Source organism: Chloroflexota bacterium (assembly GCA_016219275.1).
Classification (GTDB): domain Bacteria; phylum Chloroflexota; class Anaerolineae; order UBA4142; family UBA4142; genus JACRBM01.
This window is the reverse complement of record JACRBM010000072.1, coordinates 1-24,688: the sequence shown is the minus strand read 5'-3', so window position 1 is coordinate 24,688 and position 24,688 is coordinate 1. Positions and strand designations below refer to the sequence as shown.

Here is a 24,688-nt window from a genome sequence, read left to right as displayed (position 1 = left end):
TACCGTTGATGTCGCATGAATTATGACCTGTTCTTGTTGTTGGGCGTCACGTTCACTGCCGCGCTGATTTACAGCGCGTTATTGATTTTGCTCGCTGTCCGCCAACGCTGGCACGATAGCGTAGAAAGTCGTTTCACGTTTTGGATCGCGTTCGCGCTGCTTACCCAATTGGTGTTCGCCGCCGACTATGCGCTCGTCGGTGTGGGTAGCAACAGCGACCTGGTTCCAAAACTCTATTTTTATCTCGCCAGCGCGTTGCCGCTTTTTTTCTACGCGTTTGCCTCCGCATTCACTTCGGCGCTGGTTGCTCCTTCGCTGGATGGTGAACGCCAACCTTGGATCTTTTTCCCCGGCTTGGGCGCGCTCACGCTGGCGGTGGTATTGGATTTGTATCGCCCGGTCATTCCGATCGGGGATATGATTCTGTCGGTGCCGATTATCGTTTCGAGTCTGCGGGTTTTGTTGTGGGTGGTGCCGACCGCGTTCGTTATCACGCGCAGTGTGATTGTGAATCGGCGTTTGGTGAGTCCCTTGCATCGCAATCGGTTGGCATACTTGACGATTGGGTTGCCGTTCGTTTCCGCGTACGACGTGCTGGAGTTGGCGGTGGGCGTACCCACGCGCGAAATCGCGATTGCGGCGCAAGTGACTGGCGTACTGATCTTGAGTTATGCCGTTCTGCGTCACCATCTCATTGATTTGCGATTCGTGTTGCGGCAAGGCACGCAACATGTCTTGATCACGCTGTTCGCGATTGCGCTGTACGCGTTGACGATCAACGCGGCGATCAATTTTTCGCTCACTCGCGAATCCTGGGGCGTGATGGCGACTGCCCTGGTCGCGGCAATTTTCTTTGCGGTAATCTTCCGTCCTCTGCTCTCGATCCTCGAACGCGGTGTGCGTCACTTGTTGTTCGGTCCACGCTACGATGTGCGCGAAGTGGTGCAAATGTTCAGCCAACGATTGAACGCGCGGATTGATCTCGCGCAACTCGCGGAAGAAGGCCGCACCTTACTCAAGAGCGCGATGGGCGCACGCGACGCCGCGTTGCTCGTTCTGCATCGCGCCAAATCCGGCGTCACCCTGCATCCCTTGCCCGCGCGTCCCGATTGGCCCCCCGAAGTGCGCGTGGATGGTTTAGCCCCCGTCGTCAACGCGTTGATGATGCGCCCCGCGCCGCTTTTGCAATACGACATTGACCGCTTGCCGGAATTCATAGATGTGACGCCGGACGCGCGCGCGTTGTTGCGCAAATTTCGCAGCGAAGTCTATGTGCCGATTATGAGCCACGAGTCGCTGATCGGCGTGTGGATGGTGGGACCCAAAGCGTCGGATGATCGCTATACCGAATCCGATCTGGCGTTGCTCGCGACGCTCGCCGATCAAAGCGCGGTCGCGTTGGAGAACGCGCGCTTGCTCTCCGATTTGCGCGACCAAGTGTTACAAGTGCGCGCGATGCGCGATTACCTCGACTCGACGCTCGCGAGTATCGTGACCGGCGTCCTCACGGTGAATCGGGAAGGCACGATTGTCAGTTTCAACCGCGCGGCGGAAGAGATTTTTCAGATCCCCGCGGCGGTCGCTATCGGGCAAGCGTTCAACCGCGTGTTGCCGCCGATGCAGGACAACCAGTTCACGCGATTGCTCGCGCGGGTGTGGATGCAGGGCACGACGCAAACCGTGCGTGAGACGGTGACGCAGGTGATCGGTCGCGGCGATGTGCATTTGACGATTCACATGTCGCCGATTCAACGCGATGATGAAACGTCGGGCGTCGCGTTGGTCGTCGAGGACTTGACCCAGGTCGCGCGCCTCGAGGAAGAAACGCGTCGCGTCCGTACGACGTTCGAACGGTACGTGCCGTCGTCGGTCGTCGAAGGCGTGCTTGCCGATCCCAGTCGCACCGCGCTAGGCGGTGATCGTCAACCGGTCACGATTCTGTTTGCCGACCTGCACGGCTTTACGCGCATGTCCGAACATCTGCCGCCGGAAGAATTGGTGCAGATTCTCAACGGCTATCTTTCCGTTGCGGCGCAAGTGATCTTGAGGTACGAAGGTACGCTCGACAAATTCCTGGGTGATGGTGTAATGGCGGTGTTCAACGCGCCGTTGCCGCAATCGGATCACGCGTGGCGCGCCGCGTGCGCGGCGCTCGCATTACAACGCAATGTCGCCGAGTACGCGCGACAGTTGCCCGAAAATCAACGCTTGACTTTTCGCGTCGGCATTCATACCGGCGAAGCTGTCGTCGGCAACATCGGCACACGCGAATTGATAAACTATACCGCCGTCGGCGACTCGGTGAATCTCGCCAAGCGGTTGCAGGAAAATGCCGAGACTGGGCAAATCATTCTCAGCCGCGATTCGTGCGCGTTGATCGCCGAAAAAGCGGTCGTCCATCCGCGCGAGACGATCATGGTCAAGGGACGCGAAACGCCGGTCGAGGTGTTCGAGTTGATCGCGACCTGGGAACAACAGTAATATGAGCAAACGGATTTTTCCCAATGGCTTTCTCTGGGGCGCGGGAACGGCGGCGCATCAGGTCGAAGGCGGCAACACGAACAACGATTGGTGGGACTGGGAGCAAGTGCCGGGTCGGATCAAGCACGGCGACACGTCCGCGGTCGCGTGCGATTGGTGGCGCGGCGAACGTTATCGCGACGATTTCGAACTCGCCGCGCAGTTGCATCAGAACGCGCATCGTCTTTCGCTGGAATGGAGTCGCCTCGAACCGCGCGAAGGCGAATGGAGTGCGGACGCTATCGCGTTCTATCGTCGCATGTTAAGCGCGCTGCGCGATCACGGAATGACGCCGCTCGTCACGCTGCACCACTTTACGAACCCGCGCTGGCTCACCGAAAAAGGCGGGTGGGAAACCGAAGCGACGATTGCGCGGTTCGCGCGCTATGCGGACAAAGCCGTTCAGGAATTTGGCGACCTGTGCGATTCCTGGGTCACGATCAACGAGCCGAACGTGTACGCCTTCAGCGCGTACGTCAGCGGGCGATGGTCCCCCGGCAAAAAAGATGTGATGCTTGCCTTGCGCGTGCTGACGAACTTGGTGCGCGGACACGCGGCGGCGTATCGCGCGCTGCATCGCGTTCAGCCGCACGTGCGGGTCGGCGTCGCGCATCACGTCCGCGCCCTGCGCCCGGCGAATCCGCGTTCGTCGCTCAATCGCACGCTCGTCCGGCTGCAGAATCACGTGTTCAATCGCTTGTTCCTCGACGCGCTGCACAATGGGCGAATGCCGCTCCCGTTCGGCGCGGCGGCGCCGGAAGCGATCAACACCCAGGATTTCATTGGACTGAATTTTTATTTTTCCGCGCGCGTCGCGGTGGATTGGCGGAACATCGGCGAGTTGTTCGGTCGGCAGACGCCGCCCCAGCCGTGGGGCGTGGCAAACGACGCCGAGCTGCGCGAATGGTTTGGCTGGGGCGACATTGACCCCGACGCGTTTTACGATGTCGTGATGGACGCGGCGCGCGCGGGCAAGCCGATTTACATCACCGAGCATGGCATTCCGGATGCGCGCGACGAAATTCGCCCGCGCGTGTTGGTGACGTATCTTGCCGCGTTGCATCGCGCGATTCAGGATGGCGCGGACGTGCGCGGCTATTTCCACTGGGCGCTAATTGACAATTTCGAGTGGATCGAAGGTTTGGACTTTTTGCGATTCGGCTTGATCGCGAACGATTTCGCAACGCAAACGCGCGCGCCGCGTCCAAGCGCGCATCTCTATGCGCGGATCGCGCGCGAGAACGCGCTCGCGGATGAGTTGATGGAAAAGTATGGACACTAGATCCGAACAAGAATTGCGCCAACGCATCGTCGAGATCGGCAAGTTACTGCACCAAAAAAATTTCGTTGCCGCGGGCGATGGCAACATTTCCGTGCGGCTCGACGACGCGTGTATTCTAATTACGCCGAGCGGATTCAGCAAAGGATTTCTCGACGCGGAGCAATTGCTCGTCACCGATCTGCGCGGTGAAAAACTCGCGCCGCTCTATGGCAAGGGACGCGATCTCAAACCGTCGTCGGAAATTCGTTTGCATCTCGAATGCTATCGCCAGCGCGCGGATGTGCACGCGGTCATTCACGCACACCCACCGATGACGATTGCGTGTACGCTCGCCGGCGTTTCGCTCGCCAAATGCGTCTTGCCCGAAGTGCTGTACGACCTGGGCACGATTCCCACCACGCCGTACGCGACACCCGCGAGTCCCGAAGGTCCGCTCGCCGTGCGCGACCTGGTGAAAACTTTCGACGCGATGATCCTAGATCGGCACGGCTCGGTGACGGTCGGCGCAACGCTGTGGGACGCGTACATGCGCTTGGAGCGCGTCGAGCATTCGGCGCAGGTGACGCTCGCTGCGCAACAGGCGCTTGGCAAACCGGTCGAGCCGCTGCCCGACCGCGCGATTCAAACGCTGGCGGCGATGCGGCAGCAGGTTTTCGCGCAACGCGGACGCGATGTGTGCGCCGAGTGTAATGCGTGTCCAGTCAGCGAGCGTCATCCTTCGCGCGTCCAGTTCGTCGGCGCTGATGTGTCGCGCCTCGAAAAGTTGATCGAATCTGAAGTTCGAAATGCAATTCGTAATTCATAATTCGTAATTCACCATTTGCCAATCGCCATCCGCTATTCGCCATTCGCAATCTGAAATCGAAAATCCAAAATCCAAAATGGTCATCGGTGTTTGCACGCTCGAACTGGAAATTCCGGCGAGCCACTCGCTGAAAGACAAGCGCCACGTTGTCAAGTCGTTGATTGCGCGCGTGCGAAACGAATTCAACGTCGCGGTCTCCGAAGTGGATTCGCATGATGCGTGGCAAGCCGCGACGATCGCGCTCGTCACCGTTTCGACGGACGCGCAGTACGCGCACGGCTTGCTCGAAAAAGCGGTGGACTTTATCGAACGGCAACGGCTCGACGCGGTGATTGGGGATTACAGTATCGAGATGTGGTGAGTGGTGCAATAGTGCAATAGTTGTATAGTGCGATAGTTTCGCAAATGAAAATCGCGCGGAGACAACGCCGCGCGATTTTTGTTTTGTACAAAATATGTTGTTAGCGTTGAATGAATGGAAGGAATCCTTTGGGGCGTGTGACCAAACTCCAATGTCGTTCAGTTCGCAATCTTGAATCGCGTTTGGCAGGGCGCGACAAAAACATGCTCGCGTCCTAACACACTTAGCCGGAGCCAGTAAGTTCCATTCGGCAAACCCTTGGTAGATAACTTGGCAAGTACGCCGTTCGTTACCTTTTGGCTCGACGTGTTCAACGCAGTGAACGTACTGCTCGTGGCAGAGCGGTACTCGATCTTCCACGATTTCAAATCCGGTCGGTCGGCGTTTCCCAGGATGTCAATCGCGCCTCCCACGGTGCGATCGGTGGAGGGAAAGGTGATCTTGGCGTTGGCGTAACGACACGGCGGCGGCGGCGGAACGAACGACGCGCCGGCGGAACGGATAATTGGCGCGGTCGTCGCGGACACGGTCGGGATCGGTTTCGTTGGTGTTCCTTTCCCGGCTGCCGCGGTTGGAACGGCGGCGACGCGTGTTGGCGTTACGGGCGACGCTTTGATGGTGGGCGCTTTGGCAACCGGCGTAATTGCCGGGACGAGCGGAGTAAAGGTGGGGCGCGGTGTAATCTCTGGGAACGCCTCCGCCAACTCTGTCTCCATCTCTTCCTCTGGTTCTTCGAGAACTTCCGCGTCCAGCTCGGCGGGCGCGACAAAACTCAACGATTGGCATCCCAACCCGAAGAGAAAAACCAAGACGACCACGGCGAATCGAAATTCGCGTTTCATGGATTTGCCTCCTCCCAAAATACGACCGCCGACAACCGACCGCAGACCGCTGCGATTTTCAGCCGTGATTCGATTTTTATTCGCGCAATTCGCGGATAGATATAGCTGGTGTTTTCATTTCACGGACCGATGTAGGTTGTGCGCGTGGAGACGAACGCGTCAAAGTATTCCGCGCCGGAGATTCCAGAACTCAAGCCACTCGTCGCGCCGAGGCGGACTTGATCGAGACGACGATTGCCGTTTGGAATCCCACTGCGCGTTTGCTTCAAAGTCCCATCCATCCACAAACTGATCGCGCCATTCGTTCCGTTTGCCGTCGTCGCGGCTTGCCAGGCAATTTCAATCGCGTGACTGGCATTGCTGATCGTATACCAACTGGTCGCGTAATTCGAACTGGTGTTGTTGATGGCGAGCGCGCGCACCTGGTAGTTTCCCGACGAATTGCGGAGTTGAATCCGGAAAATGACCGTGCCCGTCGTCGTGCGTCCAACGAAAAGGTCGTGGTTGCCGCCATTCGGAATCGTCACGCCGTTGGGCGAAAAATAAAATCGCGCGTGATACGCACTTTCATTCGCGGGCGAGTTGTCCGTCACATAAATCGCCGTCGTGTTGCTGATGACTGCCTGCATACCAAACGCGCCCACGAGCGCGGCGTTTGTCGTCGCGCTGAGTCGTCCGCCGCCCGTCGTTGCGGCGGACCACGCGTTGAGAGTGCCCGTTTCAAATCCATCCGCAAAGATCGCGTTCGGCGCGGCGGTCGGCGTTGCGGTTGCCGTGGGAATCGGCGTTGCCGTGCGCGTGGCGGTCGGCAATGGCGTCGCCGTCCGCGTGGGTGTCGAGGTTGGCGTGTTCGTCGGCAACGCGGTTGCCGTTGGTGTGCTCGTTGCGATCACCGTTGCCGTCGCTGTCGCGTTGCTGCCGCCGGCGATGGAATTGTACGCCGATAGTACGTTGATGCGTCCGGTTCCAAACGAATTGTCCGCGCCGATTGCGCCAAGATCATCCGCCGTAGAAATCAGCGCGGTCTCTTGTTGCGCCACCGTGAGATTGGGAAACGCGCTCTGCAACAACGCGAGCGCGCCGGACACGTGCGGCGCAGAGAACGATGTGCCCGACGCCGACGTGTATAGTCCGAATAGATCCGCCATGCGAATGCTTACGCCGGGCGCGACGACTGCCGGGTACGTCACCGACGAACTGCGTCCGCAATTCGTTGGACCGCGACTGCTGAAATTCGCGATCGCGTCGTTGTTATCGGTTGCCCCGACCGAGAAGGCGCTGGGATTGTTGCCTGGGCTGGCGCTCGTCGAACCGTTCGGTCCAAAATTGCCTGCCGAAAAAACCGGCGTAATGTCTGCCGCGATGAGCGCTTGCAAATCCGGTTCAAAATCGAGAAAACAACCGACGAGATTGAACGACCACGAATTGTTCACCACATCGGGCGCATCGGCAGTGAGCGGGTTGCCGTCTGGATCGAGCAACCATTGGAATCCCTGGTGAATGCCACTCACCGTTGCGCCGCCGGAGTCGTCGAAAATTTTGACCGCGATCCATCGCGCATCGGGCGCAACGCCGATGGAGGTGCCGCCATTGTCGCGACCGACCATCACGCTCATCGTCCAGGTGCCATGCCCATTCAGATCGGTTGGAATCGTGGGATGCTGACCGTATGGATCGTACCAACTATTGCTACCGCCGCGCCACTGTGTAGCAATATCGGGATGCGTGTAATCCACACCCGTGTCCATGTTCGCGACGACCACACCTTGACCGCGATAACCCAGGTTCCACAATGCCGGCGCGTTGATGCGCGCGATGTTCGGTTCTGCCGCGGCGGCGGTCTGAACGACCGGGCGCGGAGCAGCGATGGTAGCATCGAGCACGATGCGACTGACCAAGGGCGATTGACCGAGTTCATTGATCACCGAACTGTCTGCGGTCAATGCGATGGCATTCAAAACCCACAGCGGTCTAAATTCGCGCACGCGACCCTGGGTCAAGCGCGTGTTGAGTAAAACGCGCAGGATGGCTTGCGTGTGATCCGCGTGCGCGCGCAGATTCTGGGCGACGAGGCGTCGTCGCTCGAGGCGTGTGCGTCCGCCAATCGTCCGCGCGTCGAGCTGGTCTTTCAAGAGCACGATCACGCGCGTTTGCGCGGCGGGCTGCTCGCGAATGATTTCGGCGAGCGCCGGATCAATCGGCGAACTGGGTCGCGCGTCTGCTGGCGTTATGTTCGTACCGGGCAAGAGCAACAGACTGGCAAGTAGAATCAGTAATGAAGCAAGTTGGGTCTTTCGCATCGGCGATTCCTTTCGCAAAGATCATTGACGCGCTACTCGTTTATTCATCGGCGGAACTGGAGCATTTTCTTTTTGTGGCGTGTTTGAATCCGGCGACACGACTCGTCGCGTGAGCCAAGTCGTAGACACACCGAGTAGACCGAATGCGACAACAAGCGCGACGATTGTCGTGATCGGCGCAAGCGGACGATTGGAAACCAAGACTGGTCGCGGTTCGGCGGAGGTGATTTCAGACACGCGCCAGGGAATCGTCACCGTCGCATCGGGCAAGCCAGGACGACTGACGATAACGGACGCATTCCACGCGCCCGGCACGTTGATCAAATCGCCGCCGAGTTGATATTTCCCGCCGCCCAGCGAAGTGGCATCGCGCGTCAATACCCCGCGCGATTCATTCGGCGCGACAAGTCGGACGACCACGCGTTCAATCGGCGCGGGCGACGGTCGGCGCGTGTCGAACACACCCAGCATGATGAAATTTTTGCCGGGCAGATTTGGCTTGATCGAAAATGTAATGAACAAGTCGGACGCATACGTCGCAACGCTGGGCACGGTCGCGGCGGGCGCGCTCGGCGGATCGAATTCCGAACCCAGTGCCGGCGGCGTTGCGCTCAACGCGGACGCGAGCCAGAACACGGTGAGCGCGCCGAGCGTCTCGACCGCGACCGTCTTCCACAAATGGCGCGATTCGAGCGGCAACCAGCCGGACGAACGACGCAACCGCGCGCGCAAAAAATCGGCAACCCGCGAATGCAAGAGCGTGGCGTTGAGCAAACCGATCAGCGCGAGGGACAGCGCGAGTCCAACTTTTATCAACAAGGTTTGACCGTACAGCGTAACGAGCAACGCGTCGAGCGACGCGACTTGGACGCCGCTGTTATAAAGCCCGGTCGCGAGCAACACGCCCAAGCCAAGCGCCGCCAGCGCACCAAAGCGTCGCAACACCGCGCGCGCGAGCGCCTGTTCGGTGAGACCGCGCCGCAACAGCGGGACTAGGACGAGCGACATCGCGACCAATCCTCCGCCCCACACTCCCGCCGCAAGTAAATGAAGCGCGCCGGCAATGATCGCCATCGGCGACCCGCCGTTCGCCGTATGACTGTTCGACGCTTCGAGCGTGACTAGCGCGAGAACCAGACCCAGGATCGCAACGCGTGTTGCGCGCGATTCCAAAAAGGATTTCGCGCGACGCGTCGCAATGACGCCGGCGAAAATCAGCGCGCCCAGGATCGCGACCAAACTTTGGCGCAATATCGCGCGCGCGCCGTAACTTGCCTGGACAAGAATCTGCCACCCATCGTTCCCTGCGCTGTTCGCCTGAAGAAAGATCAAGCCCACGCCGGCGGTGAAAGACAGCGCGCACGCGCCGAACGCCCAGACCCAGGTTCGCCGCCGCACGGACGCGGCGAGCGCCGCATTCGATTCGGCGTGACCGCGCATTGCGAAAAATAAAATCGCGAGCGCGCCGATCAAACCGGCGAGCGCGCTGACATTCAACCAGCGCAACCACACTTCAGGCAAGGACGGTGCGAGGATAGTCGGCGCATCCGGCGTGGCGGTTTGGCGGACGCCAAAGACGATGGAACCGGAACTGGGATGCACGTCATCGTTGGCGACGGTGCGCCAACTCAAGCGGTACGCATTCGGCGCAAGCGGCGGCACGTGAACTGCCAGCACGAATTCGGCATCGTCTTCGGCGCGCGCGATCTGCACGGGGATGTTCTGACCCTGACTGTCCACCAAATCGATGCGGGTAAAATTCAAGAGAATCGGTTCGCTAAACCACAAGCGAACCTGGGATGGCGCGTCCGCCAACGACGCGCCGTCCGGCGGATCGGTGCGGACGACAATCGCGTGCGCGTTGGCTGGCGCGGCATTCGTGGACAATGCAATCAAGACCAGAGCCACGCCGATCCAAATTCGCCGAGAACGTTGAATTGCCTTTGCGAGGAAACGGAGTTTGCGTTGAACGAAGCGAATCTGCTCGCAATGACACACACGGGTAAACATCGGTTATTGCGCCTGGACATGTTCGATTTGAAGAGCCTGTCCCGAGTTCGTCACTGAATTGTTGAACATCACTTTGACGCGACTGCCGGGTTTGATCGCGCCGAGCGTGTTGCGATAGAGCAAAAAGTATGTTCGCCCGGGCTGCAAACTATGGCGCCCCGCCATCATCGCCATCGAGTTGACTATCGCGCCGGTATCCTCGGCGACGAGCACCGGTAGGTTCTCCACATTTTGCAACATCGCCAATGCCTTGTCGGGATCAATCACGATAAAACGAAAATCAACTAATCCGCCATCTGCCGTCACGCCGATTTGACTGATGCGAACGCCCCACCGTTCTTCGATTTCGGGACTCACCGGCATCACGACCGGTTCGGGCGCGGGCGCGGGTGCGGGGAGAAGAAAAAGCATTCCCGCGACCAGTCCAGCCCACAGCAGCAGCATCAACCCGACGATGGGAGCGAATTGGCGAATCTGTTGATGCGTGAACACAAACGGTTTTTCCAAGCCGACCTCCTTTGATAAGGTAGGGCAAGTTGGAAACTTGCCCTACGATCCAGCATTGTCGGTTGTGCTATGGACCGATTACCGTCGTCCGCGTGGACGTGAAATTGTCAAAGTACTCTGCGCCGGTCACGCCGCCGAGCGCGCTTTGGGGACCTAGGCGCACGGTATCCACTCTCAACGCGTTGGTGTTCAAGCCGGTCAACGTCTGCCTGAGCACGCCGTCGGTGTAGAGCGTGAACGATGCGCTCGTCCCAGCTTGCCACGCGATCTCGATCGGGTGATACGCGTTGGTGATGGTGTACCAACTCGTGTTGGTGTTGCCGCCGACGCGCGCGACCACCGCGCGAATCTGATACTGTCCAGTGTTGAGTCGCACTTGAACACGGAACACATTTTGGTTCGTAGAGTTGAGTCCAACGAAAATGTCTTGTCCGCCGCCGCCCAACGTTGCGCCGTTCGGGTTAAAGTAAAAGCGCGCGTGATACTGGGTCTCGTTCGTCGGCGAGTTGTCCTGCACGTAACCCGATGTGCCGCCGCTGATGAGCGCGCGCATGCCGAACGTGCTGCTGATGCTCGCGGTTGTCGTTACCGTGATGCGGCTTGGCGAGTTCACTGCTAAAGACCACGCCGCAAAGTTGCCTGATTCGAAACCATTCGCAAAAATCTGATTAGGCACCGATGTTGGTGTTGCCGTTGGCGTATTCGTCGGCGTGCTCGATGGACCAACCGGTGTATTCGTTGGTGTACTCGTTGCTGTACTCGTCGGCGTGTTGGTCGGCGTGTTGGTTGGCGTGTTCGTGGGTGTATTTGTCGGCGTGTTGGTCGGTGTGTTGGTCGGTGTGTTGGTCGGCGTCGGACCAGCCGCTGGGATAGTTAGAAAAGCCAGCATTCCGCCAAAGTTGATGATGTTGCCCGTGCGCGCGCCGTTGTTGTCGAGATGATTCCCGGCTTCGTAAACGGCATAGCGCGTGCCGGCGGGCGCGGACGCCGGCAGTGTGGCGAACGCGTCGAGTGTTGCGCCGGCGGGAATCGTTTCCGCGACGACCTGGTAGGGATAGCCGAGTAGTTTGCCGTCATTTGCCAGGATGGTCTGACGCAAACCGAGCAAGCCGAGCGAATGCTGGGTCACCCCGGCATTGACGTAGCGCAGCAATACGCGATTGCCGGCGTTCGCGTTGATCGCCTCCGTGTCCGGGAATGCTCTGCCGTTCAGCATCCAATACTTGGGCGCATAGTTCCGCATGTTGAACGTCGTCGGCGCGGCGTTGAACGCCGGATCAATTTCACTAAGCACGAGCACTGCTTCGTCGTTGAATGTCGTCGTCGCGTTGTACGCGCACGTCGCGCAGCCGGCAGGGCGCACGATCAGCGCGCCGAACAATCCCATCGCGACCTGGATTTGTCCGTTTGCCGTCAAGCCAGCTTCGTACAGATACGTGCCCGGTCGCAAGTCGGTCGCGGTGAAACTGTAGGTTCGGCTGTTGCCGGCGGTGACGCCGGTTGTGTCGGGCGCGCGCGACTGTCCAGGAAATCCGAGCGAGGTTGAGCCGGGGATGTTCACGTTGTTGAGAATGATGTTGACGGCTTCGCCTGCGTTGACGATGAGCATGGGACCTGGGAGCGTCGCGGCTCCACTGGCTGTCGCGGCATAGCCCCAGATCGGAACGGTTGCCGCGTTGGGCAGCGTGAGCGTGCCGGTTCGCGCCCAGACATTGCACGTTCGCACTCCCGATACGACTGGGCAGGTCGTCGCGGGCAGGAGCGACGCCGCGCCAATCCCGGGCGGCGCGGCGAAGATGAATGACGCGCTATTGATTACGCCGACGACGACGAGCGCAACCATCGCAACTAGACGCGAGGCAAACCGAACGGTGCGCGTATGCTGGGTGATTGTTTCCATGATCGTCTCCTTATGGGCACGTGTTCGGCAATGGTGGGTCAATGCGTTGTAAGGTCATCATCCCGCCAAAGCCCGCGTCAAAGTTCGCCGCTTCGTTCAAGGCATGACTGTGCCAAACCATATAGTATTCGCCGCACTCGTTGAACGAGACGACGCCGGAAGGCAAGTCATCGCGATAACCCAGGTACGGACTGCCGCTATACCAGGTCGCATTGTCCTTGAATTGCAAATTCTGCAGTTGGGGAATCGTCACGGGAATTGGATTCGCCGGCGTCCACCCTTCCACGTCCGCCCAATCGTACGTCGCGTCCCAGGTTTGCCCGCCGCCAATCGTCACCGCGAATTTTTCGTACGAGAGGTCTTGGTTCGTCGGTCCGCGGAGCGTGCGCGCGTCGCGCGCGATCACGCGTCCGTGATTGCCGTGCGGGTGGAACGGATGATTCAAACTGCCCACATTCAAGTACCGCACCAGGGCGGGGTCTGGGTTCGACGCATCGCGCGGTCGAATGTGCACCAGCGCGCCGTAAGGTTGCGAGGGCAACCACACCGCGTTGTTCGGCGCAATCGTGTCGGGGAATGCGCGCCCGTTGATCATCCAGTAACGCGGATGGTACGTGGTGACATCGTACGCTTGATTGCGTTCAATCGCTTGATGCAGGAACGGATCGAGTTCGGAAAACAGCATGACGAATTCAGCAGACGTGTTGAAGCGCGTACTGGTGTCGTACGCGTACTGCGCGCCGGCGCTTGGTCGCACGACCAACGCACCGAACAAGCCCATCTGCACTTGCTTGCCCATATCCGTCCCGCTCTCGTACAGGTACGTGCCGGGTTGCGACGCGACAAAACTGTACGTGACGCTCCCGCCCGGCGGCGCGACTTGCGCGAGCGAGGTGAGTGTGCTGCCGCTAAACTGGGGTTGCGCCGGCGCGCCGTTCGCCAAAACATTTTCCATGCCAGGGAAAATGATCGAGACCGGTTCCGCCAAGGTATTGTTGAGCGTGATTGTTATCGTGTCGCCCTGTTGCACGCACAAGTTCGGTCCGGGATATTGGAACGCGCCGCTCCCGTTGGCAAAACTCCACATGAAAATCTGGTTGCCATCGGGGAGACTGATGTAACCCGTGCGCGCCGTGAGCGTAAAGTTCGCGTTCGGCGTACCGCTCGTCGTGCAGAGCAAGCCGGATTGCGGCGGCGCCGCGAGCGCGACCGACGCGCGCGAGGCGGAATGCGCGACCGCGACCAGTACGGCGACCACGATCACGATGACGAACAAGGTCGGTTTGAAAATCGTTTTTCTCATCGGTGGTTTCTCCTTGCAGGCGTAAGCCCTAGCGGACTCGGAGCGTCCTGATCGTTCGCTGTGGCGCGATGCCGGACGGTGAAACGCGAATCTCGGTCATTTGTCCACCCAAACCGGACATGCCCGGATTGTGGAGATAGGTATAGTTGCGATTGTAGAGCAGAAACGTCGTCTGCGTTGAAACGGTCGGCGCGATAAAGATCGCATCAACGCTTTCGCCCGGACCGAGATAGATCGTGTCCGTGCTAATGGAGTTGAAGGTGCCATCGCGTCCGCGCAAGAGCGTCGCATCTTTACCGACGATCCGCAACGGGATGCCGTCCAATCGCATCGCGTGTTGTTGATAACCCAGGTTCACAAATCGCAGTAACACGCGGTCACCCGAGTTCGCTTCAACCAGCGACGAGTACGGTTGATACTGCAAGTCGGGTCGCCCGGGCGGCGCGATCAAATCGCCGGTGCCCGAATCCGTGCCGCCGCCGTTCGGCGCGAGCGTGTCCGGATACGCGCGTCCATTCAGCAACCAAATGTCCGGGTTGTACTCGCTCCAATCGTGCTCTTGGATGTGCGCGCCGCGATAACGTTCTTCCGCCCAGACTTCGCTTAAAAACATCGGATACTCGCGGTCGTAGGCGGTTGAATTTGCATTCGACGGCGCGACGCCATCGTTGTACGTGTAACCGAGCACCGGCGAACTGGCGTTGCCGCCCAAGCGCGCCACGGGTCCGCCGCCCGCCCCGGTGCGATTTTGGGCTGGACGCACAAAGATGATGCCGGTCATGCCCATCGAAACGTGTTCGACATCTTCAAAGTGACAGTGATACATGTACGTGCCTGGGTCGCGCGGGCGATAGAAATAGGTGAACGCGCGTCCGGTGGGTATCGCGATGGACAATTCCGGCACGCCGTCGAACAAGGGAATCGCGTTGCGAAAGCCGTGAAAGTGAATCGTGTGTCCGTCGGTCAGATCGGGGCGGACTTGCAATCCCAGGTTCGTCAACGTGATTCGCACGTCGTCCAGTTCGTCAACATACAACAGAGGCGCGGGATTCTGAAATCTGTTTCGTTGGTCTTGAATTTGTTGCGCGGTCAAGCCGGTCACATTTCGGAATCCAAAGCCCCAGTTGGTGAACGGCGCGGGCGCGAGCGGATCGGGATGAAACGTGGGCACACTGCCCGGCAAGTAAATGAATCCATCCGTCGCCGCCATTTGAATATCCACTTGCGGATTACCAGATTGGGCAAGCGCGGTCGGTTCGATTTGCGAGGGCAACCAGTGCGCGCCGGCGGCGGCGAGCGCCATGCTCGCGCCCAGTTTCAGAAAAGCGCGACGGGTGATCGCGAACGAAGGCGATTGGTTGTTCATCGGCTACTCCTTTGGGTTACGCGGTAGGGCAAATTGGAAATTTGCCCTACCTGATTTCGACTAGCTCAAACTCCGCGCGATCTCGCGCCGACGTACCGTTTCCAAACCCGAAATGTTCGAGAGCAATCCCAGCATCTCCCATCGCGCGACCGGATTGGCGATTGCGTATTCCGGCTGCGCCGCGTCGCGATTTGTCGGCGATGGGAATTGCATACTCGTGCGCGTTGGTGTGATCGTCCGTGTGGGATTGGGCAGAACCGCCGGCGCGAGGGTGGGTGTGATGGTGCGCGTTGGCGCGACGGTCGGCGTGACGGTGCGCGTTGGCGCGATGGTTGGTGTGCGCGTCGCGGTGGGTGCGAGTGTGGCTGTGATCGTGCGCGTCGCGGTCGGCGTGATGGTGCGCGTCGCGGTGGCGGTTGGCGTGATCGTCGCGGTGCGCGTGAGCGTTGCCGTCGCCGAAACCGTTGCTGTCCGCGTGATCGTCGCGGTCGGTGTCACCGTCCTTGTCGCGGTCACTGTCGCGGTGGGTACGTTCACGAGAACCACCGCAGCCGGACCGATCGCGGGCAACGTGCCACCGCCAAACCGATCCAGGCGCGCGTCGTTCGGCGGCGCGAGCGGACCCTGGAACCAGAGACCGATCTGTCCGCCGCCCGCGACGTAAGCGAGCGCCCAGGCATTCGCGCCGGTCGCGATGTTCGTACTGCCGAGCAAGATCCCATTCTTGTACACGTTCACCGTTCCATCCGAGTACGCTCGCGCGCCCAATTGATCGCCGTCGTCCAGGTTCACGCGGTTGATCGCCGCACGCTGGACACGCCCCTGTGGTGCGGGCGCTAGTGTATCTATCGTCACCGAGTTGGTATTGGCGCGATAACTCACTTCGATGAATCGTGTGTTCGGACCTGGACCAGAACCGTTCGCGGCAAGGTTGTCCACTTTGAGCAACACTCCCTGGCGCGTCGCGGTCGGCGATGTCCGGCGGAAGGTAAAGAACGCTTCTTGATTCGCGCCGAATGTTGGATTCCAGTACAAGTACCCGGCGCTGCGAACCTGGAGGCGATTGTTGAACACACGGAACGCGGTCAGGTTCGTATTGCCGCGCCACTCGGTGATGCCGCCGCTGTTCACATTCCCATCCGCGCGATTGAACGTATCCAAGACTGGGAATGCGCCGGGGCGTTCATCCGCGCCGATTTCAAATCCGCCGAACGAGGGACGATAGTCGCCATCCAAGTCCGTCATCGGCGCAAAAATTCCAGAGCGTTGTTGCGCGCCGGCATTCTGCGCCGGGGATGTGTTGGCGATGTGATAGTTGCCCATCTGGTTCGGCGGCGTTTCGAGCGCGACGATAATGTTATCAATAAAGTTTGGTTCGCCGCGCCAAGGCAGCGCCGTCACCGTCAGATCGTAAGGCGATACGACTTGAGGATTCGATCCCACGACGTTGGACGCATTCATCGTGTACGGATGCAACGCGGTGGACGCTTCTTGCAGAAGCGAGTTTGTCGGCGCGAGCAAACCGGAACCATCAGCCACACCCAGGTCCCAGTAGTTGATCGGCGTTGCATCGCCGGCAGCGCCGATGCCGACGAGCATCGTCCCATTCCAACGTCCCGCGCGATTGTCCCAGAAGATATTGTTGAACAGAACCGGGTTGCTGAAAATCGGCGAGCCAGTCGGCAACGATGCTTGCAACGCCGCGCTGTTTTGCGAAGTCGAGAGACCGGTCGGCTTGGGGAGTCCGTTGCTCGTCGCCGCCGTCGCCGTGGTAATGTTCTTCATAATCGTGTTGTTGTAAATCCGTACGTTAGGCGCGTCGTCAATCGCGATGCCGCCGCCTTCGTCGGTGGAAACATTGTTCACGATCAGGTTGTTGTAAATGTTGTACGGAAAGTTGCCCGCCATCAGGAAACGAATGCCGCCGCCGTCGTCATTCGCGAGATTCGCTTCGATAATGTTGTCGTAGATGTCCACCGCGCCCGCGCCCGGCGGCAACGCGGCGGGATTCGCCGGCAATTCGCTGGCGATCATAATGCCCGCGCCTTCGTCGTACGATTCGTTCAGGTAGATGCGATTGTGATGGATCGAACCGTTCGGGCTGAGACCAAAGTGGCTGATGCCCGCGCCGTACTCGGCGGAAAAGTTTCCGCAGATGTCATTGTTCGCGATTTCATAGTTGTTGGAACCGGTAAAGATGGCGATTGCACCGGCGAGATTCGTGCCGCCGTTGTCCAGGATGCGATTGTTCGCGATGCGAAGATTGTCGTTGTTGTTGTTGCCGACGTACGGCGTGCCCACGCGAATCGCGCCGCCGTACGCGCCGCCATTGCCCCAAATCACATTGTTCGTGATTTGCAAATTGCGCGCGTAGGCGTTGACGAGAATGCCGCCTCCCTGGGTCGCCACGCCCGCCGGAAATGCCGGCGTCGGTCCGGGTGTGCCGAACTCAGTGCCGCTGCGAATCGTCAAGCCGTCAATCCCCGCGCGATAGTTCGGGGTGAATTGTCCGTTGCGCGCGAGGACATAGATGACCTCTGACTCGTACACATTTTGATTGCCGCTCCATTGCGTCGCCGGATTATTTTGTAATCCCGCGACGAGTGTGAGCCACGCCGGCGCGCGGAGCGTTCCAAAACCCAGCCCGTTGAGGATCGAGCCAGGAACGAACGTGCCATCGGCGCGCGTGCCGCCTGGTCCCACACCTTGCAATTTTACCGGCGAGTGGATGACGATGTTTTCGTAATAGTCACCCAACGGCGTGAATTGTCCTGGGGTGTTCGGGTACACGACGACGAGCGCGCGCGCAGTGTTTGCCGCCGCTTCGAGCGCAGCTTGCACCGTCGCGTACGTTCGCCCGGGTCCGACCTCGAACACCGTGGGCGTGTAGCCGTTGCCGCGTACGTGGAAGGTCAAGCCATTCACGGTGCGCTGACCGTTGCCCGCGATAATCTGAAGTTGATACGCGCCGGGCGTGATCGTGTCCGGTACCCGCGCGCTGATCTCGCGATCATTCCACGAGTTGATGTCCAACACCACATTGTCGAGCATCACTCTGCCGTCATTCTGGGTCGCGCCAAAACCTTGACCGCTGATCGTGAACGTGCGCGCCGCGGCATTGGCGGGAAGTGTGACGTACGGTCGCGGCGATACGGCGAAGAGTTGCGGCGTGGTCGCGGCGAGTTGGCACTGCGCCGCGCGCACCGTCTGCGTACCTGGAAATTCGAGGACGGTCGCCGACGATACGAGCGCGGCATCAGCGAGCAAAGTGAGATTGGGCCAGATTTGCCAATTCGTCACGAGCGTTCGATAGTACGGGTTATAGTTCGGATTCGGTCGTCCAGGTTGCCCAGGATCATTCGAGACTAGACGATACACCCCAGGACAAGGTCCCGCCGGCAAGGGACAGTTGTACGTCGCGGTGGAGGGGAGCAATATCTCGAACGTGCCATTGGGATCCGAAGTCAAGGTCGTGATGTATCTGCCGCTGTAATCGTAAATGCCAACCGGAATATTGGGAATGCCGGCTTTTTCGCCGTACCACAAATCTTGCGGGTTGACCGAAAGCGCGAGGTCGTTGAACACAGTGCCGAACAGACGTCCCGGCAAAGGCACATCGGTAAAGTACGAAAAGATCGGCGCGATGGATTTTCCATTCTGCACGGTGACGAGGAGCATGTTGCACAAGGGTCGGCGTTGCCCTTCGTAGGGACTGCCGCCCGCGTCCAAGAAACTGGGATTGTACACACCGCTCGTCGTCGAAGGATTGAACGGATCGAAGAGCGCCTGCGACACATCGCCCACCACGCGAACCGTGTGCAAGGGACCCACGCAGGGCGGCGGCGGAACTTGCGGCGCAAATTGATCGCCGCCGAAAACGTTAATGTCTTCTTCCTTCGTGACCTTGAACAAGGGTCTGCCAAACGCGTCGTTCGGCACGACCACTTCGACCAGGTATTCGCCCGGCGGCATCGGCGATTCGGGAATCGGCGCGCCGGTTACCGGGTCTGCCAGGATCGTCGTAAAACCGTAATTGCCATTGACGGATGAAAAACCGGTCTGAACTTGATTTCCCATCACTGGCGCTTCGAGACAATCGAATCCGCCGGTCGAGGGTGGCAAGAATGCTTGCGACAAAGGTACGCCGGTGCTTGTCCGCGCGACACAATCGGTCGGTCGCGTAAAAGTCTCGGTGAGGTACGTGTTGAGCAGAGGTCCGCGCGTGAATGAACCGTCGGGATTGGTGCGATACCCGCCCAAGCCGTTGGGGTTCGGCGCGCACGTTGGGTCGCCAGGGTCGAGCGTGCATGGCACGGGGGCGTACAAATTAACCGTCAGATTGGGAATACCGCCTTCATAGTCTTCCGTCGCGGAAAAGCGCGCGTCGAGTTCGTTGCGCGTCGCGTTGTAGACGACCGTGCCGACGATGCCGCCGTTCGTGCCCGGCGCGTATGGACGCACGCCCCAATCCACGCGCGTGCGTAAACCGGCAAGATTGTACACGGCAACATCCACGCCCGCGCCAAGCACGGTCGTCTCGGTCGGTTGATTGTCCGTTTGCCACGTCACGCCGGTCGTAAAGAAACGATCGTTGTACACTTCGAGGACATTCCACCAACCGTACTCGTAGGTCAGGTTCATCACATAGCGTCCCTGATTGTCGGTGACGGTGCTGTTGCTCCCTTGATCCACGAGTGAGTTCTCGCGCGTTTTCAGGGCGATGCTCTGACCGGGCAATCCGGCTTCGCCGGGATCGCGCCGACCATTTTCATTCGTGTCAATGAAAACAGTTCCTTCAATCGTGCCGAACCAATGCGCCAAGAGCATATCGCCCACATTTACGGTCTGACCATTTTGGACGGTCACATTCTGCAGTTGCAACAAATAAAGTTGGGGCGCATCCCAGACCGCGAGTTGATAATCGCCATTCGGCACATTCTGAATGTCAAAGGTTCCGTCCGCATTGCCTTGCGCGGCATAGATGAGCGTATCGCCGGTGAGGAGATTGGTCAGCGCGACCCAGGGACGCGCGACGGGTCCTTCGGGCACCGAGCCGCCGGCTTGCTGGACGTACTCGCGAATGCCCATAGCGCGCCCGGTGATGCGACCGGCCGCGCCGCTCGCTGGGAGAGACCTGGGTTGCACGTAGCCGAACACAGCTTCCGGCACCTGCTCGCCGCCGACGATCATTTCCGGATCGTACCCGGTATAGTTCTCGTGCAGCCACACGTCCCAATCATGACCGCCTTCGAGCGTCGTCGTTTGAATCCAGGTCTGCCCGTTCGGTGGAACGACAAAGACGGCGTACCGATTCGGACCCAGGTTCGGGATCGTGATGAGACCGTTCACATCGCTCACGCATTGACCGCCCGACCCAGGAATCGGATTGCCGCCGGCGTCGTAGCGCGTGCAGAGCGGATTGCCGAACCAGTCGGTGGTCACTTCGCCGAGCACATCGTCCAGATGCGCGACGAATCCGGCGAGTCCGCGTTCGCCGGAGTTGGGATCGTACTGACCGTTGGTCATGCTGTCTTCAAACACCTGAATACGCAGAGTGCCGAGCGGCAAGGGGTGCGGCTGCATCGAAACCGTAATCAATCCTGGGTCGGCGAGGGGAACCGTAAACCACGCGCCATCAATCTTGAATCCCTCCGCGGTGACTGAAATCATGTAGCGACCGTTAGGGAGAATGATGCCCGTGGTTTCGTTGAGATTAGTCTGACTGCCTTGCGTGACCACTTGACCCGCCGAGCCGCCCGACATGACCTTGATCGAGGGCCATTCACAATTTGCCGGATAATTCGGATCGGTCGCGGGCGAACAACCGGGCGTGCGCGCTTGCGTGGGATTGCCGGTGTCGTCGCGCACGATGATGAACTGGAAATTGGGAACGACCTGACCTTGCGTAATCGCGCCGGATGTGCGCGCACTGACCACCCTGATCCGCAGTGTGTTGGTGACGGCGGCTGGGATTGCCGGGTTCGGCTGTCGGTCCAACTCGCCGGGATTGGTGGTTGCCGCCGCGTGCGCTAGCGAACCGGGCACGGCGATGACGAGCAGCACCAAGAGGGCGACCAGGATCGCCGGCAAGCGAAGCCCAGATACAGACCACCACTGACGATGCGACATGTTGACCTCCAATTGGATTGAACCTTGTTTATCCACCACGAACAATTACCAATCGTTCGAACGCGGGCGTTGATGCGACACGCTCTCTTTTTCCGCCTAGCGCAGATTCCTAACGCATTTACGGCAGACCTGTCAGGTTTGCTTCGCGGAAACCTGACAGGTCTTGGATGCGATGCAAGCCGTAAATCGAATCGGAATTCGCGCTAGTTCTTGCTTCCCTTAACCAGCCCAATCGCGCCGAGCATGACCAGCAACATCAATCCGCCAAAGATGGCGTACACGCCGATGAGCGTTAATGCTGACACTGCGCACCTCCAGTGTTGTCGTCGCCGCGCCCGCGAGCGACGGTCGGTCTGGAACTGGAAATCGTTTCCTGGGTCAATCCCTTCGCCAAATCGTTTTCGCCCGTTTTTTTATCCGCGAATAACGCGAATCTCCGCTAATTTTTAAATTCATTCGGGTTACACTAGCCCTGGTGGGAACGCAAGTGCCAGGGTTCGCGTTATTCGCGGATGAATTTATGATTTTGGCGAAGGTGTTGTGGGTTCAAGTGAGTTTACAATTGTCGAAAATATGTACCCATTGTATAAGCCCTTCAAGCCACACTGTCGATAGTTAATCAACTAGTTCTAACAACTATTGGGGGACTATTCTTTAGTCCGACGCGCTTGAGACTCGGCGACGCCTCCACTGCCAAATATCTTCGCCGGGCGCGAAAGCGTCCAGGTCTCTTTCAGAAACCTGGACGCTGGTGAAGAAAATAAAAAACCTCCGCGACAACCTTGCGGTCATATCGGAGGTCCGGGGCATACCCGTTCGTCAGGCAGATAGGCGCGACCAAACTCTCGGCGCGGCACGAGACGGCGTCGAGCGTGCCGAGTTATTTCGCCGCATCTCGGGCAGACGCCGATACGGGGATGCCATAACGACGCACGTATTGCGCCACATCGCGACGGCTACGCAGATGCAGTTTGGCGAGCACGTTGCCGACGTGATTCCGTACCGTGTTCTCGCTGATCACAAATCGTTGCGCGATTTCGCGGTTGCTGGCTCCTCTTGCCAATTCACGAATGATTTCGATTTCTCGTTTGGTCGGATGCTTTGATCCGTTGCCGCAAAATTCATCATCCTGTGGAGCCGGTGTACGCGAGAGTTCTTGCAACAAACGGCGCGCAATCGTGCGCGAGATGCCGGCTTCGCCGCGCATCACGCCGCGAATGGTGTTGACCAATTCGGTCGAACGCATTGTCTTGAACAGAAACCCGACCACCCCGGCGCGGATCGCATCAAAGATCCATTCTTGATTGTCGTGCGTACCGAGAAACACGATGGAGGTTTGCGGCGATTCATTCAAGATCGCGCGGGTGGCGCTTGCCGCATCACCGTCAGCCAGGTCACAATCTAACAACACCACGTTGGGTTTCAAGTCACGCGCCGATTGAATGGTGTTTTCAATCGTATCCACCTGCCCGACGATTTTGAAATCGGATTGAGAATAGAGCAAACTTGCCAAGCCCTCGCGGTAGACAACGTGATCGTCGGCAATGAGAATCGTAATAGGGCGAGTGACGGTGGGAGTGTTCCCATTCCGATTGACGACCGGTTTGGGCGGACTCCGCAATGTTTGCGTCGCTTGTTGCGCCAGGGTAGACGCAATGTTGCCAAAGACGGTTTCATATTGGTCAATCAATATGGTGAGGGTGGGGAGTGGATCGGTCTTGTCGTAAGCGAGGACGTTGCCCGTCTCATCCACGATCAATCCAGGGACGCGTCGCGCCACATTCAGCGCCGCGGGCACGCCAACCAATCGCACAAACCGCTTGACAATCGCAGTAAGAATTGCGCAGAACTGCACATCTTCCATAGACGATGATTCTAGCACGATGGACCCCGTGATTCGTTTACTTGATTACTCGCGAAATGCGCGGTTCATCGTAACGAAACCGACGATGACCCACACGAATCCAAACCCGACAAATAACCGATGGACTACCTCGTTGACATAGAGTCCCACATTGATAACGACAAACAGGATGCTTTCGAGGAGATGAGCCAATCCCAGGATCATCACTCCCACTAACAGTATCCCTAGTCCGCGTGCCAACTCGCCGCCAATGCGTGGACGAGTTAAATAAGCCATGATCGCGGCGGCTACCAACAGAACGTCCAAGCCAAGCGCGATGAGTTGCAAGATCTCCATCTCTCGCTCCGTTATGATTCGCGTTGTGAAATACCTGGGTTAATGCAGCAAGTACGCGCTCTCTCAGATCAAGATGGGAGAGCCAGATTCTTCTTACCGATTCGGGAATGCGGCGTTTTCAATTCGATAGTGCGGAGCGGGAGGAACTAGAGCCCTGCGCGCGGCACGCGGTGCGATTTATAACTCAAATCAAAAAGGGCAGACAAAGATTGTCCTGCCCTTTGAGCCGGCTTTGGAATTACACACGTCAAACGTTTGGCTACCTGACCGCTTGCAAACATCGCGGTGTCCCGTCCTTAACTTTTTGCTCGTTCGAATTTTATCGCGTTCTGGTTGTGCGATCCCGCGCAAGGCGGTGTAAAAAAGGATGCTACAAATATACCAGTAGAACCGATAAAAAGTTGCAAAAAGCGGCGCGAGAACCGTTAGAGTAATGCTAGAACTGGAGTTTTCATCACGATACATTCGCCAAGAAACCTGGATGCTTTACCCGCGCACGGGGTTGGGCGCTAGCCACCCTTGCCGGTCGGATGGCAACTCACACAATTACTGAAATTGGCGATCTTTTTCTCCTGATGCTTCTTGGTGATTTCGGATTGATTGTGGCAACCGTAGCAGGTGTACACCGGCGGATTGCTGGGATGACACGTGGAACACTGGCTCGCCGCCTTGCCGTGATTCATCGGAAAGGTGTGCTTGAATGTTGACGGCTTCCACGCGTTCGTCGTGTGACACTGCGAGCATTGCCCGGCAAAGTGATTCGCCGGTTTCTTGTTCGTGTGACAACTCGCGCAATCCGTTTGTCCCGTGTGATTGAAACTTGCTGGTTTCCACGCGTTCGTCGTGTGACACTGCGAGCATTGCCCGGCAAAGTGATTCGCCGGTTTCTTGTTCGCGTGGCAACTGACGCAGTCGGTGAGACCGGCGTGATTCACCTTCGCGCCTTTCCACGATGTCGTCGTGTGACACTGCGAGCATTGCCCGGCAAAGTGATTCGCCGGTTTTTTGTTCGTGTGACAACTCGCGCAGTCAGTCAAGCCGGTATGATTGAACGTCGCCGGTTTCCACGATGTCGTCGTGTGACACTGCGAGCATTGACCCGCAAAGTGGTTCGCCGGTTTCTTGTTCGTGTGACAACTCGCGCAGTCGGTGAGACTGGCGTG

At 58.8% G+C, this 24,688-nt stretch carries 15 protein-coding genes; 4 read left to right on the top strand and 11 right to left on the bottom strand.

Going from position 1 to position 24,688, the window contains the following annotated elements; translation table 11 throughout:
* Window positions 1-15 precede the first annotated feature (15 nt).
* The 4 genes from HY868_20400 to HY868_20385 all read left to right on the top strand — a co-directional run bounded on the left by HY868_20400 (window position 16) and on the right by HY868_20385 (window position 4,968).
* On the top strand, window positions 16-2,481 hold the full coding sequence (locus HY868_20400) for a PAS domain-containing protein (GenBank protein ID MBI5304506.1): 2,466 nt from the start codon (window positions 16-18) through the stop codon (window positions 2,479-2,481).
* A gap of 1 nt (window position 2,482) precedes the next feature.
* The gene (locus HY868_20395; protein ID MBI5304505.1) at window positions 2,483-3,802 is read left to right on the top strand and encodes a glycoside hydrolase family 1 protein; all 1,320 of its coding nucleotides are present in this window, start codon (window positions 2,483-2,485) and stop codon (window positions 3,800-3,802) included.
* Complete coding sequence (locus HY868_20390; GenBank protein MBI5304504.1) at window positions 3,792-4,607, top strand: class II aldolase/adducin family protein; 816 nt, start codon at window positions 3,792-3,794, stop codon at window positions 4,605-4,607. The genes HY868_20395 and HY868_20390 overlap by 11 nt, the downstream gene beginning before the upstream one ends.
* 76 nt (window positions 4,608-4,683) lie before the next feature.
* Window positions 4,684-4,968 (top strand): DUF503 domain-containing protein, encoded by a 285-nt coding sequence (locus HY868_20385; GenBank protein MBI5304503.1) that lies wholly within the window; start codon window positions 4,684-4,686, stop codon window positions 4,966-4,968.
* Window positions 4,969-5,126: 158 nt separating this feature from the next.
* Here the strand turns inward: HY868_20385 and HY868_20380 are convergent, their stop codons facing one another.
* The 11 genes from HY868_20380 to HY868_20330 form a co-directional block, all read right to left on the bottom strand.
* Window positions 5,127-5,810, bottom strand: a complete 684-nt coding sequence (locus HY868_20380; GenBank protein ID MBI5304502.1) for a hypothetical protein — start codon at window positions 5,808-5,810, stop codon at window positions 5,127-5,129.
* Window positions 5,811-5,929: 119 nt separating this feature from the next.
* Window positions 5,930-8,110, bottom strand: a complete 2,181-nt coding sequence (locus tag HY868_20375) for a S8 family serine peptidase (protein MBI5304501.1) — start codon at window positions 8,108-8,110, stop codon at window positions 5,930-5,932.
* 21 nt (window positions 8,111-8,131) lie between these two features.
* Window positions 8,132-10,018 (bottom strand): copper resistance protein CopC/CopD, encoded by a 1,887-nt coding sequence (locus HY868_20370; GenBank protein MBI5304500.1) that lies wholly within the window; start codon window positions 10,016-10,018, stop codon window positions 8,132-8,134.
* A gap of 105 nt (window positions 10,019-10,123) precedes the next feature.
* Entirely contained in the window at window positions 10,124-10,627 is a 504-nt protein-coding gene (locus HY868_20365) for a hypothetical protein (GenBank protein ID MBI5304499.1), read from the bottom strand.
* A 67-nt stretch (window positions 10,628-10,694) separates the two neighbouring features.
* Window positions 10,695-12,527 (bottom strand): multicopper oxidase domain-containing protein, encoded by a 1,833-nt coding sequence (locus tag HY868_20360; protein MBI5304498.1) that lies wholly within the window; start codon window positions 12,525-12,527, stop codon window positions 10,695-10,697.
* Between the two features lie 10 nt (window positions 12,528-12,537).
* Window positions 12,538-13,830: a multicopper oxidase domain-containing protein gene (locus HY868_20355; GenBank protein ID MBI5304497.1), complete on the bottom strand. Its 1,293-nt coding sequence runs from the start codon at window positions 13,828-13,830 to the stop codon at window positions 12,538-12,540.
* 28 nt (window positions 13,831-13,858) lie between these two features.
* The gene (locus HY868_20350; protein MBI5304496.1) at window positions 13,859-15,196 is read right to left on the bottom strand and encodes a multicopper oxidase domain-containing protein; all 1,338 of its coding nucleotides are present in this window, start codon (window positions 15,194-15,196) and stop codon (window positions 13,859-13,861) included.
* Between the two features lie 60 nt (window positions 15,197-15,256).
* On the bottom strand, window positions 15,257-21,325 hold the full coding sequence (locus tag HY868_20345; GenBank protein MBI5304495.1) for an IPT/TIG domain-containing protein: 6,069 nt from the start codon (window positions 21,323-21,325) through the stop codon (window positions 15,257-15,259).
* Window positions 21,326-22,205: 880 nt separating this feature from the next.
* Window positions 22,206-23,207, bottom strand: coding sequence for a response regulator transcription factor (locus HY868_20340; GenBank protein ID MBI5304494.1), 1,002 nt, complete (start codon window positions 23,205-23,207; stop codon window positions 22,206-22,208).
* 27 nt (window positions 23,208-23,234) lie between these two features.
* A complete protein-coding gene (locus HY868_20335; GenBank protein ID MBI5304493.1) occupies window positions 23,235-23,525 on the bottom strand; it encodes a hypothetical protein in 291 nt (96 codons plus the stop codon).
* Between the two features lie 509 nt (window positions 23,526-24,034).
* Window positions 24,035-24,688 (bottom strand): hypothetical protein (locus HY868_20330; protein MBI5304492.1); only part of this gene is annotated, 654 nt, incomplete at its 5' end.

What these genes read in the sequence shown, in the direction of transcription:
- HY868_20400 (MBI5304506.1), top strand. Translation starts at nt 16, where the DNA reads ATGAATTATGACCTGTTCTTGTTGTTGGGCGTCACGTTCACTGCCGCG.
- HY868_20395 (MBI5304505.1), top strand. Translation starts at nt 2,483, where the DNA reads ATGAGCAAACGGATTTTTCCCAATGGCTTTCTCTGGGGCGCGGGAACG.
- HY868_20390 (MBI5304504.1), top strand. Translation starts at nt 3,792, where the DNA reads ATGGACACTAGATCCGAACAAGAATTGCGCCAACGCATCGTCGAGATC.
- HY868_20385 (MBI5304503.1), top strand. Translation starts at nt 4,684, where the DNA reads ATGGTCATCGGTGTTTGCACGCTCGAACTGGAAATTCCGGCGAGCCAC.
- HY868_20380 (MBI5304502.1), bottom strand. Translation starts at nt 5,810, where the DNA reads ATGAAACGCGAATTTCGATTCGCCGTGGTCGTCTTGGTTTTTCTCTTC.
- HY868_20375 (MBI5304501.1), bottom strand. Translation starts at nt 8,110, where the DNA reads ATGCGAAAGACCCAACTTGCTTCATTACTGATTCTACTTGCCAGTCTG.
- HY868_20360 (MBI5304498.1), bottom strand. Translation starts at nt 12,527, where the DNA reads ATGGAAACAATCACCCAGCATACGCGCACCGTTCGGTTTGCCTCGCGT.
- HY868_20355 (MBI5304497.1), bottom strand. Translation starts at nt 13,830, where the DNA reads ATGAGAAAAACGATTTTCAAACCGACCTTGTTCGTCATCGTGATCGTG.
- HY868_20350 (MBI5304496.1), bottom strand. Translation starts at nt 15,196, where the DNA reads ATGAACAACCAATCGCCTTCGTTCGCGATCACCCGTCGCGCTTTTCTG.
- HY868_20345 (MBI5304495.1), bottom strand. Translation starts at nt 21,325, where the DNA reads ATGTCGCATCGTCAGTGGTGGTCTGTATCTGGGCTTCGCTTGCCGGCG.
- HY868_20335 (MBI5304493.1), bottom strand. Translation starts at nt 23,525, where the DNA reads ATGGAGATCTTGCAACTCATCGCGCTTGGCTTGGACGTTCTGTTGGTA.